This is a genomic window from Desulfovectis peckii (assembly GCF_055391705.1).
Window position 1 is genome coordinate 1,002,683 of record NZ_AP042409.1, and the last position, 16,898, is coordinate 1,019,580.

The window sequence follows — 16,898 nt, forward strand, 5'->3', positions numbered from 1 at the left end:
TGCTGTTATCTTCTGTAACAGTATAAGAAAGCTTTAGCTTTCTAATTTATTGGGGGTGACATTGATTTATGAAAAAGCTTGTTAAAAACGAAGAACTGTGCACTGCCTGCGGTATTTGTGAGCAGGTCTGTTCTAAAACCTACTTTAAAGAAGAAAACAGAGAAAAATCGGCAATTAGAATTGAAAAAGTTGACAGTAACCTAAAAATTATTGCTTGCAATCAATGTGGCGAGTGTATTGATCTTTGTCCTGCAGATGCCCTGTACAGGGATAAAACCGGAGTTGTCAGGCTGAAGAAAGATCTTTGTGTTGGCTGCTTTTCTTGCGTTGGCTTCTGTCCGGAAGCAGCAATGTTTTATTATGGCGAATATACCGAGCCTTTCAAATGTATAGCCTGTGGAATTTGTGTTAAAGAATGTCCTACCGATGCTATTTCTATTGAAAAGTAATTTGCTTTATTTTAAATTAGGGAGGCGAAAAGATGGGTGTAGAAAAGCTAAAAAGTTCGGAAAAACTGATAGCTGAGTATAAATATACACCGGCAAAACTGGAAAAAGGTTATGCTAATAAATCCTTGTATATTAACTTATCAGACAACAAAATTGCGGAAAAACCGGTAACAGAAATGATGAAAGAAAAATTTATCGGCGGCAGAGGTTTTGGTTTATGGTATCTCTGGAACGCAGTTACTCCTGAAACGAAGTGGGACGATCCTGAAAACGAAATAATTATTTCACCCGGACCGGTTGGCGGTATTACTCAATATCCTGGAGCCGGCAAGTCTTTGGTAGTCAGCCTTTCTCCTACTACCGGAACGGTAATTGACAGTAACGTAGGCGGTTATTTTGGTCCGCTATTAAAGTTTTCCGGCTGGGATGCTTTAGAAGTACAAGGTAAAGCGGAAAAAGATGTAGTGATCTATATAAATGGCAACGAAGGTATTGTTAGAATTGTAGAAGCGCCTGTAGAGGCTGTTGACAGTCATTTGTTGGCTGAACAGCTTCATGAATACTATGCCGATTCAGAAGATGACAAGAAAAACATCTCAGTAGTGTCTGCCGGCTCAGCTGCCGATCATACCTTAATGGGGATGTTGAACTTTTCATTTTATGATTCCAAAAGAAAAGCAGTTAGACTAAAGCAGGCGGGCCGGGGTGGTATCGGTACTGTTTTAAGAAATAAAAAAATTAGAGCTATTGTTGTTAAATTTAAAGGTGTAAAAGGTGATTTAAACAATCCTGCAGATTTTGCTACTATTGCTAAGACCGGCATTAAACTGCATAAGGAAATTAAAGAAGGCGACGACAAACAATGCCAAATGCGGGTAAGAGGTACAACTTACCTGGTAAAAATTATGAATGATTATGATTTGCTGCCGGTAAATAATTTTAAATTCGGTTCCCATCCTGATGCAGAAAAAATATCCGCACCTAATTGGGTGAAATCCTTTAATTTAGGCAAAGCTGATGGTTGTTGGTATGGCTGTACACTTTCCTGTGCCAAAGTAATACGTGATTTTGAACTAAAAACCGGCCCCTATAAAGGGCAAAAGATAGTCACTGATGCTCCGGAGTATGAAACCATAGCCGGTGTAGGATCTAACTGCGGTATTTTTGACATAGATTACATTATTGAATGCAACTTTTACTGTGACACTTACGGTATCGATACAATATCTTTTGGCACGACAACGGCGTTTTTGATGGAATGCTATGAGAACGGTATTATCAATAAAGAAATCACCGGTGGTTTGGAATTAAACTTCGGCAATAAAGAAGCGGCAATAGAACTTCTGCATCAAATGTCCCGTGGAGAAGGCTTTGGTAAGATTGCCGGGCAAGGTGTTAGAAAATGTAAAGAATTATTTATCAAAGAATATGGTGCTGACCCGGCATTTCTTAATGACATTGGTATGGAAGTTAAGGGATTGGAATACGCCGAATATATCAGCAAAGAGTCACTGGTGCAGCAGGGCGGGTTTGGCATGGCCAATAAAGGACCGCAGCACGATGAGGCTTGGCTGATATTTATGGATCAAGTAAACAACCAGCTGCCGACTTTTGATGACAAGGCAGAAGCGCTGCATTATTTCCCGATGTTCAGAACATGGTTAGGATTGGTTGGCCTTTGCAAACTCCCTTGGAACGACATTACACCGGCAGATAATGCCCTGACCGATGAACCACATAAAATACCGGAACACGTGCAAAACTATGTTGATTTATTTAATGCGGTAACCGGTAACAATATTGATAAAGAAGAAATGATTCTCCAATCAGAACGAGTTTATAACTTCCAAAAGGTATTTAATCTGCGTATGGGCGTGGGCTTACGCAAAGATGATCAAATTCCGTATCGTTCAGCCGGACCGGTTACGGTAGAAGAGTATCTGTCCCGCCAAGAAAGATATGACAGCCAGATACAAGAACTTCTTGGCATCAATCCGGCTGAAAAATCCACAGAAGAAAAGATTAAACTTTTAAGAGAATACCGTGAGGCCCAGTATCAAAAACTCTGTGATGCGGTTTATGAGCGCAAAGGTTATACCAAAAACGGTGTGCCTAAAATTGAAACATTAAAGAGATTAGGCATTGATTTTCCGGAATTAGTGGAAGTAGTGCAGAAATATCTATAAGTTAAGTATGGTGAGGGTTATTCATGATTACAGTAAATGGCAGAAGCTTTCCCTGGGAAGAAGGATTGACTGTTAGAAAGTTGTTAGACAAAAAAAACTATACTTTTGCCATGATAGTAGTGAAAATAAATGGTCGTCATATCCCTCCTGATGAGTATGAAACTGCATTAATAAACGACGGTGATGATGTCCAAGTCATTCATATGATCACCGGAGGATAATAAATAAAATCCACCTTAAATCGGCGCCCGTTTTATACGGGTGCCGACTGTTTGTTATTGCTACAATATGGCGGCAAAAATTTAACAAAATATTTAGTCAATTTAGCTGACATTATTGCCTAAATTAATATATAATAATACAATACGCAGGGAATAAGCCAAAAGCACATTAATTATAAGGGCTTGCTTTTTGACGAAATTTGACGAAAAATAATAAATATGTAATGATGTAAAATATCAGTCTGTAGGTGGTGTAAATTATGGAAATTAAAGATTTGGTAATTATTGGCGGCGGTCCGGCAGGATTAACCGCAGGTATTTATGCCGCTCGGGCAGCCTTGAATACTGTTTTAATTGAACGGGGCATGCCGGGTGGACAAGCAGCGTCAACAGAACGAATTGAAAACTATCCCGGTTTTCCTGATGGGATAGGCGGTCCCGATTTGGCAATGAAAATGGCTGAACAAGCGCAAAAATTTGGCTGTGAAATTGTCTATTACGATGTAGAAAAATTAGAGCGCCTGGATGACGGTTTTAAGATTACAGCCGGTGATTTCGAATTCTTTTCCAAGGCGGTGATCGTCACCAGTGGTGCTAAACCGAAGTTTTTGGGCGTTAAAGGAGAAAGGGAATTTCACGGGCGTGGTGTTTCTTACTGTGCTACTTGTGACGGCGCCTTTTTCCGCGATGCCACTTTAGCAGTGGTGGGCGGTGGAGACGCGGCAGTAGAAGAAGCGATGTTTTTAACTAAATTTGCCTCTAAGGTTTATGTTATTCACCGCCGTGGTGAACTTAGAGCAACTAAAATTCTGCAAAAACGGGCGAAAGAAAATCCCAAAATTGAATTTGTTTGGCACTCTGTAGTAGAAGAAATTAAGGGTGAACAAAAGGTTGAGTCGGTATTATTGCGGGATGTGCGTACCAATGAGCAAAAAGAACTTAAAGTTGACGGTGTATTTGTATATGTAGGTACCGAGGCTAACTCGGACTTAATCAAGGATTTAGTGCCGTTAGATCAAAACGGCTATGTGATTGCCGGTGAAGATACAACTACCGATGTGCCCGGTTTATTTGTCGCCGGAGATATTCGTAAAAAAACGCTGCGCCAAGTACTTACTGCTGCTGCTGACGGTGCAGTGGCAGCAACCCAGGCGGAAAAATATCTAATGGGTCTGAAATAAAAAACTGCACCCTAACCAGGGTGCAGCAAAAAAGGGAGAGGAGATTGAGATAGTTAATTTGGTATTAGTATAACCACAAACATAATGCTCAATTCCTCTGTTAAAATTAGGTAGATATTAATAAATGCTTGCATCGACTTTAAAGTCTTGGTGCAAGCATTTTTTCTTTAGACGTTAGTTTCCTCTCGCAAGGCCAGCCAATCGGCGGCCCACAACACCGCCATGAATCCCAAAATGTTTAAGCCTAAACTATGCCACAAACTCCAGTTTAAGTGGACAAAATATCCGAGTTGCATCATTATCCACTCTAACAGTAAAAATGCTGCGGCCAGCGCCACCGTAGCAATCGGTTTTAGGGTTTTGTCAAAGGGTACAAAGCGAACCAGCAAAATTCCGTTGGCAAAATTAGCGATGATATAAAATAAAGGAACCCCTTGGTAGGCATAAACCGCATGATTATATTGAAATGCCCCTAACTTTACAAGTGTTGTATCGATAAGCAGGGTGACCGCCACGGCGATAACACCTGCCGGCCACAATTTATTTATGCCGGGGTTGCGCACCAAAAGGATTGTCAGCCCCCAGGACACTAACGCCAACACTAACCACATCAGTTTTTATTCACTCCTAGTTTTAATTGGCAGCCGTTATTTCACTTTTCAAGTTATCCATTCCCAGTCGTTCAATAGTAGCCCCTAAACGTTCATTGGTTTGAGCATTTTTTTCATACCATTCAATTATTTGATCCGCTATTCTTAAGGCTTCGTCTTCCGATACATTTTCCACCAGTACCTGCCCAAAGCGAGGCTTAATACCGCCGTTGCCGCCGACATAAATTGTCCAACCTTTTGGCGTACCCATGAAACCGATATCATTAATTACTGTGTCCATACACTTTCTGGGACAACCGCTGACACTGATTTTAAACTTATTAGGTAAACTTCGGCCATGATATTTCTGATCAATCTTACTGCCCAGACTTACCGAATCTTGCAACCCCCGCTTGCAAAAGCTAGTGCCGGGGCAAAATTTAATTCTGCGTACGCAAAGTCCAATGGCATAACCCGGATCCATTCCTAAATCAGCCCAAGCGGAGTCAATTTCATCTTCTTTAAGCCCGACCAAGGCAATGCGTTGAGCGGAAGTAATCTTTAAAGCCGGTAGTTTGTATTTCTTAGCTACTTCGGCAATTTTAATTAACATATCGGGATCTGTAATCACACCGCCCGGAATGTGCGGCGCAATAGCGTATGTGCCGTCGCGCTGAAGTATCGCCCCTTTTTCTAATAAGTCCTTTTTAACCGGGGGATCATGCCGATATCTTTCATCTATTGTGTTTGGTATTTCCTTACTGTTATTGGGTTGCACTTGATTTAATGAGTGAGAAATTTCCCTTTTATCCGGCATAGTGGTGAGCACCTCCATGTAGAAAAATTCAGTTTATATTTTTTGCATTTTATTCCGGCAATATGTAAAAGAATCGAGCAAAAAGTATATTCCGTTAATAAGCTAAATACTAATTTAATAATTAATTAACCGAAAATAGGGGGGATAAAATGCGTTCTTTGTTTATTAAACGCCGCTGGATTGCCGCGGTAATGGCAACCGCGTTGATTGTCCTGCTCTTATTTGTCTTTGTTGACAGCAACCAAATTCAACTGCTTCAGGCAGAGGATTCTTTTCGCTTTGTAGTGATGAGCGACAGCCAGGGCCCAAACGCAGTTACTCAAATCAATGAAAAGCGGTTGAGGCAATTGCTGGAAAGGGTGGACGAACTGCCTACGCAACCAAGTTTTCTTTTATTTGGCGGTGATATGGTCTATGGTAAAGACAATGTTGTCAGTGCTTTAAATGAGTGGAAAGATATTGTTGATGACTATTTTCCGTTAAAGAAAGTTTATCCGGCGATAGGTAACCACGAGGATGAAAAATCCTTCAACAGGGCATTTGCTTACCTGCCGAAAAATCAGCTGCCCGGCTATGAGCACACCGTTTATTATTTTGATTATAAAAATTGCCGCTTTATTGTGTTAAATTCAAGGTGCAGAGACGATAATTATAATTATATCATCACAGATGAGCAGCTTGATTGGTTGGAAAAGGCTTTGGCAAACAGCAATAAAGACCATAACTTTGTAATGTTTCATTTGCCGGCATATCCTGTAGGAAAGTACTACCGACAGTCGCTGGATACCAACCCCAAACAAAGAAATGCTTTGTGGGATATTATCGATAATTATCATGTAACGGCAGTGTTTGTCGGTCATGAACACAATTATAACCGGCGCTTGATTGATGAAACATTTGACGGTTACGGTTATAGCTATGAAAACGAAATTTATCAAATTACCGTCGGCAGTTCAGGGGGTGAAACTAACAGATATGTAAAAGACGCTAAAAATGTTAAGGGTCCCTATGCCGTGTACTGCTATACTGTAGTTGACGTTAAGGATAATGTCGTCTATTTCAACGTGTATGATATCAACAACCGCAAAATCGACTCTTTTAAAGTAAGAAGATAGAAAGATATTTAATAATGTGCCGTCAGCGGGCTGTATATTATGCAGGTTTTCCGGCAAAAGTGGCCAATATAGTAATAAATAACCTAAAGGAGTGAAGCGGTAAATGAAGATTACTTTTATCGGTCATGCCGGTTTTTTATTAGAACATGACGGGGTACGCCTGGCAGTTGATCCCTTTATTACCGGAAACCCGCTGGCAAAAATTAGCCTTGCCGACTTAACCGATGTAGATTATGTTTTGGTATCCCACGGGCACGGCGATCATTTAGGCGATGCCGTTGACATTGCTAAACAGTCCGGGGCAACGGTGGTAAGTGTCTTTGAAATTGCCAACTACTGTGCGCGGCATGGCGTTAAAGCTCATGGCATGCATTTGGGCGGCAGTCATAATTTTGGCGATGTCCAAATTAAACTTACCCTGGCATTACACGGCAGTTCTATTGGCGGGGAAAAGGGGCCGGCAGAGTATCTGGGTAACCCTTGTGGCTTTTTAATTAATCTTGGCGGAAAAACAATCTATCATGCCGGCGATACCGGTTTGTTTGGCGATATGGCATTAATCGGCAGCCGTAACCGCATTGATGTGGCCATGTTGCCAATTGGAGATAATTTTACCATGGGCATTGATGATGCCGTTGAAGCAGCGGCCATGTTAAAACCGGCGGTTTGCATTCCCATGCATTACGATACCTTTCCGCTGATTAGTCAAAATCCTGAGGAGTTTAAAAACAAAGTGGAAGAACGAACGGCTGCTAAAGCGGTAATTTTAAAACCTGGCGAAAGTTATCAGCTGTAGCAATATCGGGCAGAAGCGTAACGGGCTAAAGGCTTGTAGTGCTTCTGCCCCTTTTTGTGTCGAGTGGTCAGTGGTCAGTAGACAGCAGTCAGTTGGACAGGGGGATATGGGATCGGCACCCCAAATCATTGCGATAATTTGTGGAGGTGGGTCACTAAGTGCTAAAAAGCGGCATTGCGGCTTGCCGATTTATTAAGTGCCAAGCGAGTCCAGATATTTTACGGCCATCAGTGCTGCCACCTGGCCTTCGCCTACCGCTTTGGCTAATTGATGTGGGGCACCGGTATTGTCGCCGGCGGCAAATAAACCGGGCAAATTGGTAGACATGTCTCGGTTTACTTTTATCGCCCCGTTTACAATTTCCAGTCCCGGCACCAGTTGCTCCGGTAGTACCGCATCGCGAATGACAAAAACGCCTTCCACATCTAAAGTGCCGTCAGTAAGTTTAAGCCCGGAAACCAGTAAGTCGCCTTCAATAGACAGGGGTTTTTGTTCTTTTATTATCTCAATTTTATTATTGTCCTTAACTTGCTGTAAGTGATGTTGATAGTTTTTAAATAAAGGAAGCAAATACACCTTTTCGCAGATTTCCGCAAGATAGTTTGCCTCTTCTACACCTTCAGCAGTATAGGCCAGGACGGCAACTTTACGGTTTTTAAATAAGTTGCCGTCACAGGTGGCACAGTAACTGACACCCAAACCGAGTTTCTCTTGTTCACCGGGCAGCAGTTTAGCCACACTAATGCCGGTAGCTAAAATAACGGCCGGTGCATAAAACACTTTATTTTTGGTCTGAACGGCAAATCGGCCCTCCTGAGGTATGACCGCGGTAACGCGATTTTGCAATATTTCTATTCCCATGGCCTTGACATGAGCTAAAAATTTTTGCCGCAGTTCCTCGCCGCTGATGCCGTAAAAACCAAGATAATTATCAATGTGGGGCGACTTATGTAACTTAGGGCTACACATTCCCGGCCCGAAAACTGCCAGCTTTTTACCGCGCACTTTGGCGTTAACCGCAGCAGACAGTCCCGCCGGGCCGCAACCGATAATGGCAATGTCAACATATTCAGCAGCACTCATCTATTTGTACCTCCAATTTATTCCGTGATATCCCTTCGCGCAAAATTCCAAGCCCTTACCAAAGGGGATAATAAACATCTATACCGGTTGGCACCTTTACCGGGTTAAATGCCCGTTTTAGCTGATGCATTTGGACAAAGGCAGTGGTGACTATTAAATAACAGTTTTCCGGTAATTTTAGTTTATTATGCAATTTTGCCGTAACAGCTTCTAAAAACTGCAGAGGAGTGTCTTTTAATGGGAGGGGCAAGTCCAGATAGACGATCCCTTGTTGGTTGTTTAATTTAGCAATTCCCTCTGCCAGCTTAACGGCCGCTATTGGCAGTATTTCTGCCGTACTGTCAATCACCGGGGCTAAAGTCACTACCCCTAAATCGCCGGCTGAAAAATGTACAATAATGTCAGGGCAATTATCGCCGTTATTTAAGGTAATGTGCTCGCTGTAGTTCAGGTAGCCGTTGGCAATACTTAACTGGTAGCAGGCGGTAGAAAAATCATCCACGTTACCTTTTAAACGATCTAAAATTTTGCTGAATCCCGTTATATGCTGTAGATTGTTTAAATCGGCAGCTAAACGTATTAGGCGCAATGTAGATTCCGCCGGAGTAAAACCGCCGGTCAACTCAGCCATAGCCAATTCATCATTGGCTTTCAGCCAAGCGACGGCAAGCGGCGGGCTGGCATCATAAGCCCGGCCGTAATCGTCCCGCATGTTGTGTACCCAGTGTTCCAGCCATTGTGTGCCCACTGTTTTTTCAATTACGGCCAACTGTTTTTTATAATTTTCCAAGATATTGTAGTTCATATAATTTTCACCTACCAGCAACTATTATACCATGAGTTTCCTTTTTTCATTTAGTAAAAAATGATATGATATTATTCACGATAACAGTCTAGAAGGGGTATTGTTGATGAAAGTAGCTTATTTCGATTGCTTTGCCGGCGCTGCCGGCGATATGATTGTCGGTGCCATGCTTGATGCCGGACTTCCTTTGGCCGTACTGGAAAAAGAACTTAACAAGCTTAAACTTGACGGCTGGTCAATTTCCGTACAAAAAGTAAAAAAGCACGGCATAAGGGCCACTAAGTTTAATGTGCATACCGAACATCACCACGGGGACCACTGCCATCATCACCGCAACTTGCAGGACATTCAAAAAATTATTAATCAAAGCGATTTACAAGCTGCCGTAAAACAAACCGCCCTAAAAATATTTAGTCGTTTGGCCCAAGCGGAGGCAAAAGTACACGGTACAACGGTAGAAGAAATTCATTTTCACGAAGTAGGTGCGCTAGATGCCATTATTGATATTGTCGGTGCTTCAATAGGCATTCACTACTTAGGCGTAGAACAGGTGTATGCTTCGCCCCTTATTACCGGCAGCGGCTTTGTAGAGTGTGCCCACGGTAGAATACCGGTACCCGCTCCGGCTACCGTAGAACTGCTTCACGGTGTGCCCTACCGCCATGGGGACCAGCCTTATGAAATGACAACGCCAACGGGGGCCGCCATACTAACGACAATTTGCCGTCAGTTTGGCCCGCTGCCGGAAATGATCACTCACCGGGTCGGTTATGGTGCCGGTGATCGTGAGCTGGCAATTCCCAATTTACTGCGGTTACATATTGGCGAAAAAAAAGACGAATCATTTGAGCAAATACAAGTAATTGAAGCAAATATTGATGACATGAACCCGGAGTTTTACCCTTCCGTGGTTGAGAAGCTGATAAATCAAGGGGCCCTGGACGTATACATCAGCCAGGTGCTGATGAAAAAGGGCCGCCCCGGGGCAGTGTTGCACGTGCTTTCACCGCTGCATTTGGCAGAAAAATTAGGGCAAACCTTACTACAGGAAACCACAACGATCGGTTATCGCTGTTACCATGTTCAGCGCAAAGTGCTAAAGCGGGAAACGATACCGGTAGCAACGGATTACGGCCAGGTAAGAATGAAAATTGCCCGCTGTCAAGGCAAGTTAGTAAACGCGGCCCCTGAATATGAAGATTGCCTGAAACTGGCTCAAAATAACAATATTCCGCTGAAACAGCTGTATCATTTGGCGATGAAGGAGTTTTTCCGCCAATATTCCGCCCAGGATAAAACTAATTGATTTGTAAAGGGAAACGGCGGCACAAAGAGAATTATTCAAATAAAAACAAGAAGGTGAAAAGCATGCAATTTCACGGGATTTTAGGTATTTTCTTTGCCATTGCGGTGGCTGTTTTTGCCGTGCAAAACTCGGCGGCGGTAGACATCAAGTTTTTGACCTGGCAGTTTTCCAATGTTTCAGTAGTGCTGCTCATTTTAATCAGTACAGCAGTAGGAGCACTGATTGCTATCTTGCTGGGGTTACCGCGACAGCTGCGCCAAGCAATTAAAATGCGGGAGATAATTAACAAAAATCACCAGTTAGCCGCAGAAATTGAAAGATTAACAAAAGAAAAAAATGGTACAAAGCCCCAAAATACTCAAAGTATGTAGCTTATTAATATCTTACAAATGTAGGTGTGTAAATTTTGAACGGAACCTATATCGGATTGGATTTAGAAACAACCGGAACAGATCCCCAAAAAGACAAAATTATTGAGGTCGGCCTGGCAAAATTGGTAGACGGTGAGATCACGGAAACATTTCATTCGTTAGTCAATCCGGGTGTGAAATTGCCGCTGAAAATAAAAAGATTAACCGGTCTTGATGATCAAATGCTGCAAGACGCGCCTCGGATTACAGAACTTATACCAAAAATCGTTAGTTTTATCGGCCATTACCCCATCATCGGCCATAATGTTAATTTTGACGTCAGTTTTCTTCTTAACGCCGACAGTGAACTGGAAAAACATCTTCATTTAAATGTGCTTTACGACACGCTTGATTTGGCACAAATTGTACTGCCCAATGCCGCCAACCACCGGCTTAATACGCTGTGCGCTGTCTGTGGTATAGAACTGTCAACTTACCACCGGGCATTGTCGGATGCAATTGCATCGGCACAGTTAGCGGTGGCATTGATCAGGCGCTTGCAGTCTTTTGAAATGCCCTTATTAGGTAATTTGTTAAACTTGCTAATGATGGCGAAATCCCCCTGGTATGATGTGCTCGCTCGTTCGGTGACAAAAGAATTTGCCGATCGGAAAATAGGCAATAAAACCGGTTTGCGCCCTTTGCCGGAACAAAGGGAATCGGTGCCAAAGATAAAAATTGCCGCCAAAGAGCAACTGCAGCAAATAAGCGAAGAAGAGCTTAACGGCTTTTTTGGAAAGGACGGCTTGTTAAGTCAGGCCATTGAGCGCTATGAATACCGCCCCCAGCAATTAGAGATGGCTTTCGCGGTGGCGGCGGTAATTAATGAAGGCGGCTATTTGTTGGCGGAAGCGGGTACCGGAACCGGGAAAAGTATTGCCTATCTTTTGCCGGCGGTAATTTGGGCACAGCACAACCGACAAAGAGTGGTGATATCTACCCATACCATTAACTTGCAGGAACAGCTGTGGAATAAAGACATTCCTTTGCTGCAGTCCTTGCCGGGAATGGATTTTACCGCCGCCTTAGTTAAAGGCCGCAACAACTATATATGTCTTAGGCGCTGGCAGGCGGCATTAGATAACCCCAATATCTCATCCCGGGAGGCTGTTTTCTATGCCCGCATATTGGTGTGGCTTACTGTAACTGAAACCGGCGATCGCAACGAATTAAACTGTAGTTGGCATGATTTAGACTTATGGAATAACCTGTGTGCTGAGAGCGACAGCTGTTTGGGTAGAGGATGCGGTTATTTCAGTAGCTACTGTTTTGTCAATCGGGTTAAGCGTCAGGCAGAACAAGCAAATGTGATTATTGCCAATCATTCTCTGGTGTTTTCGGATATCAGTGCAGAAAACCGGGTGTTGCCTCCTTATAACGTGCTGGTCATGGATGAGGCTCACCATTTAGAAGATACCGCTACCGAGTACTTAGGCACTCATTTTAACCGCAGAATGCTGCTGCGCTGGCTTTCCAGGGTAGCTAAACTCACTAATAAGATAAATATGCTCAAGCCTTTAGATGACAGAGAGTTGTGGGATGACACCGTTAAAAATATAAAAGAGCTGCAGCTTAAGGTAAGAGAAGCGGCAGAAGCATTTTTTACACTGTTGGAAAATTACTTGGAACGCAATGCTACCGCTTTTGAAAACAAACGCAGTACTGCCAGATTGGCACTGGGAAGCTTAAATGATGCTCAGCCGGAAATTGAGAACTTAGTCGGTCGGATTAATAATTTATCGGGCAAGTTGCAGCTAATTGCCGAAAAAATTGCCAGTCAATCCTTTGATAGGGAAAGTGAAGCGGCGCGAGAACTTATGCTGACGGCAGAAGCGGGTTACTCTTTGGCCACGGACATTTCATTTATTTGTGCCTGCGATAACAGTAATACCGTGTATTGGCTGGAAAGGGAACAAGGTGACAAGGGTTACAGTGATGTTTCTCTGCATGCGGTACCCGTTGAAGTCGGTCCTTTACTTTACTTATTGTTGTATCAAAACAAAGAATCAATTATTTTTACTTCTGCTACCTTGACGGTAAACGGATCTTTTAACCACTTTATTGAACGCAGCGGCTTAAAGCTGGTTAAGCCGGAGCAGCTCAAAACATTGTTAGTTGACTCTCCCTTTTGCTATGATGAACAAACCATGCTTTCTATCATCAACGACCTGCCGGAGCCGCAAACGGGCGGAGAGGAGTACTTTAATGCATTAGCGGAAGTTATTGCCGACATTGTGAGCATTACCCAAGGGCAGACCCTGGTACTTTTTACCGCCCACAATACTTTGCGGGAGGTTTACTTTCGCCTAAAGCCGGTATTAGAGGAACAAGATATCCTTTTGTTAGGCCATGACATAGACGGAAACAGAACTCGCTTACTGGAAGAATTTAAAGAGAATAAACGCTCGGTACTGTTTGGGGCATCAAGTTTTTGGGAAGGTGTTGATATACCCGGACAGTCATTGTCTTGTGTAATATTGGTTAAACTGCCTTTTTCGCCGCCCAATGTGCCGATTGTTGAAGCGCGGGTAGAAGCTTTGGAAAAAGCAAATAAAAACGGCTTTGTCAATTTCAGCCTGCCGGATGCCGTTATTCGTTTTAAACAAGGTTTTGGTCGCTTAATACGTACCAAATATGACCGCGGGATAGTCGTTGTGTTGGATAAAAGAATTATCAATAAAAGATATGGCCGCAGTTTTCTCTGTTCACTACCCGTAAACACACATTTGCGCGGGGAAAAACAAGTTATTTTAAATAAAATAAAACGGTGGTTTAAAATAGCAGAAGCTAATAATTAAATTAAATATACCAAATTTTTGAAATATTGGATAAAAAATAAAATAATGTCTATGCACATATCTACCCTAACGACAATAAAATATAAAAAGCCAAATCACGAAGGGGTGATATGACTTGCGTGTTTACTATATTAGATTACCCGGATTTTTACGTTCAATATTAGCCAAAATAATTAAGTGACAAAGCAGATATGGGAGGTATTTAACATACCGCCCATATTTTTTCGACAATTTAATTACCAAAATAAGGCAGGATTAACCCGGCTTTTGTGGAATATCATTTTTGGCTTTAAGAAATTGACGATACGGGGGTAAAAATAATTTATAAAAATGACAGGTAAGAAATCCAGAAGCATTTATGTAAATAAAATTTACTTTTTTAGCGGTATCATTGCCTATTTGGTGATAATTAATGTGTTATTATGGTGTTATTACAAGAAAATACTTACACTGGCCGGCTTAATAATTACCTTCGAGATCATTTCCTTCGTCGGTGTTATAATATTAATAGCCTGCTGTAGGTGCAGGAATGAGCATTTGCCCGATGAAAACAATGAACATATTGATTCATTGAACGGTACAAAAGGTATGCTTTTTCAGCTAATTAACCATTTGCCGATTGCGGTACTGGCTGTCAACAACGCGGGAGAGATGATGTTCAGTAACCCGCAAGCTAACAAATTATTAAAATGTCCGGATGATCAAATAATAAACGGTTGTAGCACAGGCAAAAACTCACTCATGAAATTGTTACAGCACACATTGCGCAAAGGAAAGGCCATAACGGACCACAACTATCAACTGCAAACGGCACCAAATGAATATAAACAATTAATGGTGAACACGAAAACCCTCAAGGACATCGACGGCAATTGTTTGGGAGCGGTATTGATTGCCTATGACGTCACCGAGCATAAGCAAATCGAAGAGCAGATGCAGCATGCTGAAAAGTTGTCCATGATTACTGAATTGGCTACCGGAATCTCACATGAGATAAAAAATCCTTTAACTACGGCCAGAGGTTTAATGCAAATTTTACAAAACTATTTCGATGAAGAGGATATCGCTCAAAAGCATATCAAAGTGGCCATTAGTGAAATGGATCGGATTAATTTAATTATTAACGAGCTGGAATTGCTGTCTCAGTCATCTAATTCCGGCAATCTTTCTTTCAGTCAGTTAGAAAATGTACTGAATGATGCTTTGCTTTTGCTTGACGGAAAAGCCGTTTGCAATAACATTGTCATTGAAAAGAAATTTCAATCCAATTTACCATTGGCTGTGATTGACGAAGCCCAAATGAAGCAGGTTTTTTTAAATTTAGGCATCAATGCACTTAATGCCATGCCCAACGGAGGCAAATTAACAATCACAGCCCGTTTTAATAACACCAGCCAGGAATTTGAGATCTGTTTTCGAGACAACGGTATTGGCATTAGTAAGGATCAGCTCAACAAAATTTTTCTTCCTTTTTATACTACTGAAGAAAACCATACCGGTTTAGGGTTAACCTTATGTTACCAAATGGTTAAAAAACACGGCGGACGCATCCATGTGCAAAGCGTTAAAAATAAAGGCAGTGCATTTACCGTTTACTTGCCGGCGGCAAGCAAGCTTTCCACGGTAAGTTAAAAGGGAGCGAATTCATTTCTCCCCGGTGATATGTACTTAAGCTTTTAAACTTACTCCCAGTATACCGCCCAGTGCACCGGATAAAAGTGTTAAGATTAGTTTGATGGCAAATCCGGAAAAAGTAACAAAACTTTGTAAAAACAAGGCGGCTACCAGCCAAACCAAGATAAAATAAATTACTGCCACACCAATGCCGTGATATAAGCCTTTGGCCCCTGCTTTGGCAGCCGCATAGCCGCCGCCGACGAGCACACTTAAGCATAAAATTCCGGAAGACACCCAGGGAAGGCTGTTTTCTGACAGATTAGTTAAGTAATATACGGTGCCAAAAAACATACTGAGCACCAGTGAAATTAACAATGTGCTGATTACACCCTTGTAAATTGCTGAAAAATTAAGGTTATTGGATGGCTCGCTTTTCATCGGCCGCAATAAAAACACCTCCCAATTGCTATATTTATAAGATATGGGATGATATGATAAAATATGATTAATATGGTAATTAAAGGAGAATGAAAGTGGAAAAACAAATGACTGTTGCTTATACAATTAATGACTCGCTATATTTAAATATTACTAATCGCTGCACCAACAACTGTGTTTTTTGCATCAGGCGCACGAAAGAAGGGGTGGGTTATGACTTGTGGTTGCCCCATGAGCCTAATCTGCAAGAACTGCTCGCCGCCGTAGGTGACCCATCCAAATATAAAGAAGTGGTTTTTTGCGGTTATGGGGAGCCCCTGGTCAGAGTTGAATTGGTAGTGGCTGCAGCGGGCGAATTAAAAAAACTGGGAGCGAAACAAATTCGTATTAACACTAACGGGCATGCTAACCTCATTCACGGCAGAAATGTCGTTCCCGAACTGGCAAAAGTAACAGATGTAATATCAATCAGCTTAAATGCTCACAACGTTGCCTCTTACGCTGAGTTAAGCAAACCGATTAAGTTTTCGCCGGAAGAAGCTTATATTGCGGTATTGGACTTTGCTCGGGAATGCAAAAAATATATTGATAAAGTGGTGCTGTCGGTGGTCAAATGGCCGAAGGTGGATGTAGAGGCCTGCCGGAAAATTGCTGAAGAACTGGGCGTTGACTTTAGGGTCCGGGATTTTATCGGCACCATTGTGGAATATAACCAAGAATAAGGCAAATTATAGTTTTTTCGCAATATATATCGACAAAGTAAAATTAATATATTATACTAGAAAAAATACAACCTTGTTAAATATTAAGGTTGTATTTCTATTTAATATGCAAAACTTTTTTTAAGATTTGTTTTTGGTTTTCGCTTGTTTTTTTGCCGGTGTACTCTCATCGTAGAAATCATGTTCCCAGTTTCCGTCAACGTTAATCAAAGTTGCGGAACCGGTGTGTTCACCGATAAAGGCGTCCCCTTCGGCATATTTTCCGCCCAGGTCTTTTTTCTTTTTAGCCATTTTTATCCCTCCTGTTTGATTTACTTTTATTGTGACCTTTTTACCGGCTGATTAATCTTGAATTTAACGGACA

At 42.0% G+C, this 16,898-nt stretch carries 17 protein-coding genes; 11 read left to right on the top strand and 6 right to left on the bottom strand.

Annotated elements, in window-relative coordinates:
* The first annotated feature begins 68 nt into the window (after window positions 1–68).
* The 4 genes from ACZ5NG_RS05030 to trxB all read left to right on the top strand — a co-directional run bounded on the left by ACZ5NG_RS05030 (window position 69) and on the right by trxB (window position 4,037).
* On the top strand, window positions 69–449 hold the full coding sequence (locus tag ACZ5NG_RS05030; RefSeq protein WP_464252895.1) for a 4Fe-4S binding protein: 381 nt from the start codon (window positions 69–71) through the stop codon (window positions 447–449).
* Between the two features lie 32 nt (window positions 450–481).
* Window positions 482–2,635 carry an aldehyde ferredoxin oxidoreductase family protein gene (locus ACZ5NG_RS05035; RefSeq protein ID WP_464252896.1) on the top strand — a complete coding sequence of 718 codons (2,154 nt, stop codon included), beginning with the start codon at window positions 482–484 and terminating at the stop codon, window positions 2,633–2,635.
* A gap of 23 nt (window positions 2,636–2,658) precedes the next feature.
* Complete coding sequence (gene thiS, locus ACZ5NG_RS05040) at window positions 2,659–2,856, top strand: sulfur carrier protein ThiS (protein WP_464252897.1); 198 nt, start codon at window positions 2,659–2,661, stop codon at window positions 2,854–2,856.
* A gap of 260 nt (window positions 2,857–3,116) precedes the next feature.
* Window positions 3,117–4,037 carry a thioredoxin-disulfide reductase gene (gene trxB, locus ACZ5NG_RS05045; RefSeq protein ID WP_464252898.1) on the top strand — a complete coding sequence of 307 codons (921 nt, stop codon included), beginning with the start codon at window positions 3,117–3,119 and terminating at the stop codon, window positions 4,035–4,037.
* Window positions 4,038–4,204: 167 nt separating this feature from the next.
* Here the strand turns inward: trxB and ACZ5NG_RS05050 are convergent, their stop codons facing one another.
* Window positions 4,205–4,648: a hypothetical protein gene (locus ACZ5NG_RS05050; protein ID WP_464252899.1), complete on the bottom strand. Its 444-nt coding sequence runs from the start codon at window positions 4,646–4,648 to the stop codon at window positions 4,205–4,207.
* A 22-nt stretch (window positions 4,649–4,670) separates the two neighbouring features.
* Window positions 4,671–5,444 (bottom strand): NAD(P)/FAD-dependent oxidoreductase, encoded by a 774-nt coding sequence (locus ACZ5NG_RS05055; RefSeq protein ID WP_464252900.1) that lies wholly within the window; start codon window positions 5,442–5,444, stop codon window positions 4,671–4,673.
* Window positions 5,445–5,593: 149 nt separating this feature from the next.
* Between ACZ5NG_RS05055 and ACZ5NG_RS05060 the strand changes: the two genes are divergently transcribed.
* Window positions 5,594–6,559, top strand: a complete 966-nt coding sequence (locus tag ACZ5NG_RS05060; RefSeq protein ID WP_464252901.1) for a metallophosphoesterase family protein — start codon at window positions 5,594–5,596, stop codon at window positions 6,557–6,559.
* Between the two features lie 103 nt (window positions 6,560–6,662).
* Window positions 6,663–7,355, top strand: coding sequence for a metal-dependent hydrolase (locus ACZ5NG_RS05065; protein WP_464252902.1), 693 nt, complete (start codon window positions 6,663–6,665; stop codon window positions 7,353–7,355).
* Window positions 7,356–7,547: 192 nt separating this feature from the next.
* Here ACZ5NG_RS05065 and ACZ5NG_RS05070 read toward each other — a convergent pair whose 3' ends face one another.
* Both ACZ5NG_RS05070 and ACZ5NG_RS05075 read right to left on the bottom strand, forming a co-directional pair.
* Window positions 7,548–8,438: an NAD(P)/FAD-dependent oxidoreductase gene (locus ACZ5NG_RS05070; RefSeq protein ID WP_464252903.1), complete on the bottom strand. Its 891-nt coding sequence runs from the start codon at window positions 8,436–8,438 to the stop codon at window positions 7,548–7,550.
* A gap of 55 nt (window positions 8,439–8,493) precedes the next feature.
* A complete protein-coding gene (locus ACZ5NG_RS05075) occupies window positions 8,494–9,243 on the bottom strand; it encodes a hypothetical protein (RefSeq protein WP_464252904.1) in 750 nt (249 codons plus the stop codon).
* A 106-nt stretch (window positions 9,244–9,349) separates the two neighbouring features.
* On the opposite strand from ACZ5NG_RS05075, the gene larC reads away from it, so the two are divergent.
* From larC to ACZ5NG_RS05095, 4 genes are all read left to right on the top strand, one after another.
* The gene (gene larC / locus ACZ5NG_RS05080; protein ID WP_464252905.1) at window positions 9,350–10,549 is read left to right on the top strand and encodes a nickel pincer cofactor biosynthesis protein LarC; all 1,200 of its coding nucleotides are present in this window, start codon (window positions 9,350–9,352) and stop codon (window positions 10,547–10,549) included.
* A gap of 62 nt (window positions 10,550–10,611) precedes the next feature.
* The gene (locus ACZ5NG_RS05085) at window positions 10,612–10,920 is read left to right on the top strand and encodes a LapA family protein (RefSeq protein WP_464252906.1); all 309 of its coding nucleotides are present in this window, start codon (window positions 10,612–10,614) and stop codon (window positions 10,918–10,920) included.
* A gap of 35 nt (window positions 10,921–10,955) precedes the next feature.
* On the top strand, window positions 10,956–13,757 hold the full coding sequence (locus ACZ5NG_RS05090; RefSeq protein ID WP_464252907.1) for a helicase C-terminal domain-containing protein: 2,802 nt from the start codon (window positions 10,956–10,958) through the stop codon (window positions 13,755–13,757).
* A gap of 414 nt (window positions 13,758–14,171) precedes the next feature.
* Window positions 14,172–15,389: a two-component system sensor histidine kinase NtrB gene (locus ACZ5NG_RS05095; RefSeq protein WP_464252908.1), complete on the top strand. Its 1,218-nt coding sequence runs from the start codon at window positions 14,172–14,174 to the stop codon at window positions 15,387–15,389.
* A 36-nt stretch (window positions 15,390–15,425) separates the two neighbouring features.
* Here the strand turns inward: ACZ5NG_RS05095 and ACZ5NG_RS05100 are convergent, their stop codons facing one another.
* On the bottom strand, window positions 15,426–15,812 hold the full coding sequence (locus tag ACZ5NG_RS05100; RefSeq protein WP_464253108.1) for a TIGR04086 family membrane protein: 387 nt from the start codon (window positions 15,810–15,812) through the stop codon (window positions 15,426–15,428).
* A gap of 89 nt (window positions 15,813–15,901) precedes the next feature.
* Here ACZ5NG_RS05100 and ACZ5NG_RS05105 point away from each other — a divergent pair, with 89 nt between their 5' ends.
* A complete protein-coding gene (locus ACZ5NG_RS05105) occupies window positions 15,902–16,534 on the top strand; it encodes a TatD family nuclease-associated radical SAM protein (RefSeq protein ID WP_464252909.1) in 633 nt (210 codons plus the stop codon).
* 120 nt (window positions 16,535–16,654) lie between these two features.
* Here the strand turns inward: ACZ5NG_RS05105 and ACZ5NG_RS05110 are convergent, their stop codons facing one another.
* On the bottom strand, window positions 16,655–16,825 hold the full coding sequence (locus ACZ5NG_RS05110; protein ID WP_464252910.1) for an LAS seventeen-binding protein 3: 171 nt from the start codon (window positions 16,823–16,825) through the stop codon (window positions 16,655–16,657).
* Window positions 16,826–16,898: the final 73 nt, after the last annotated feature.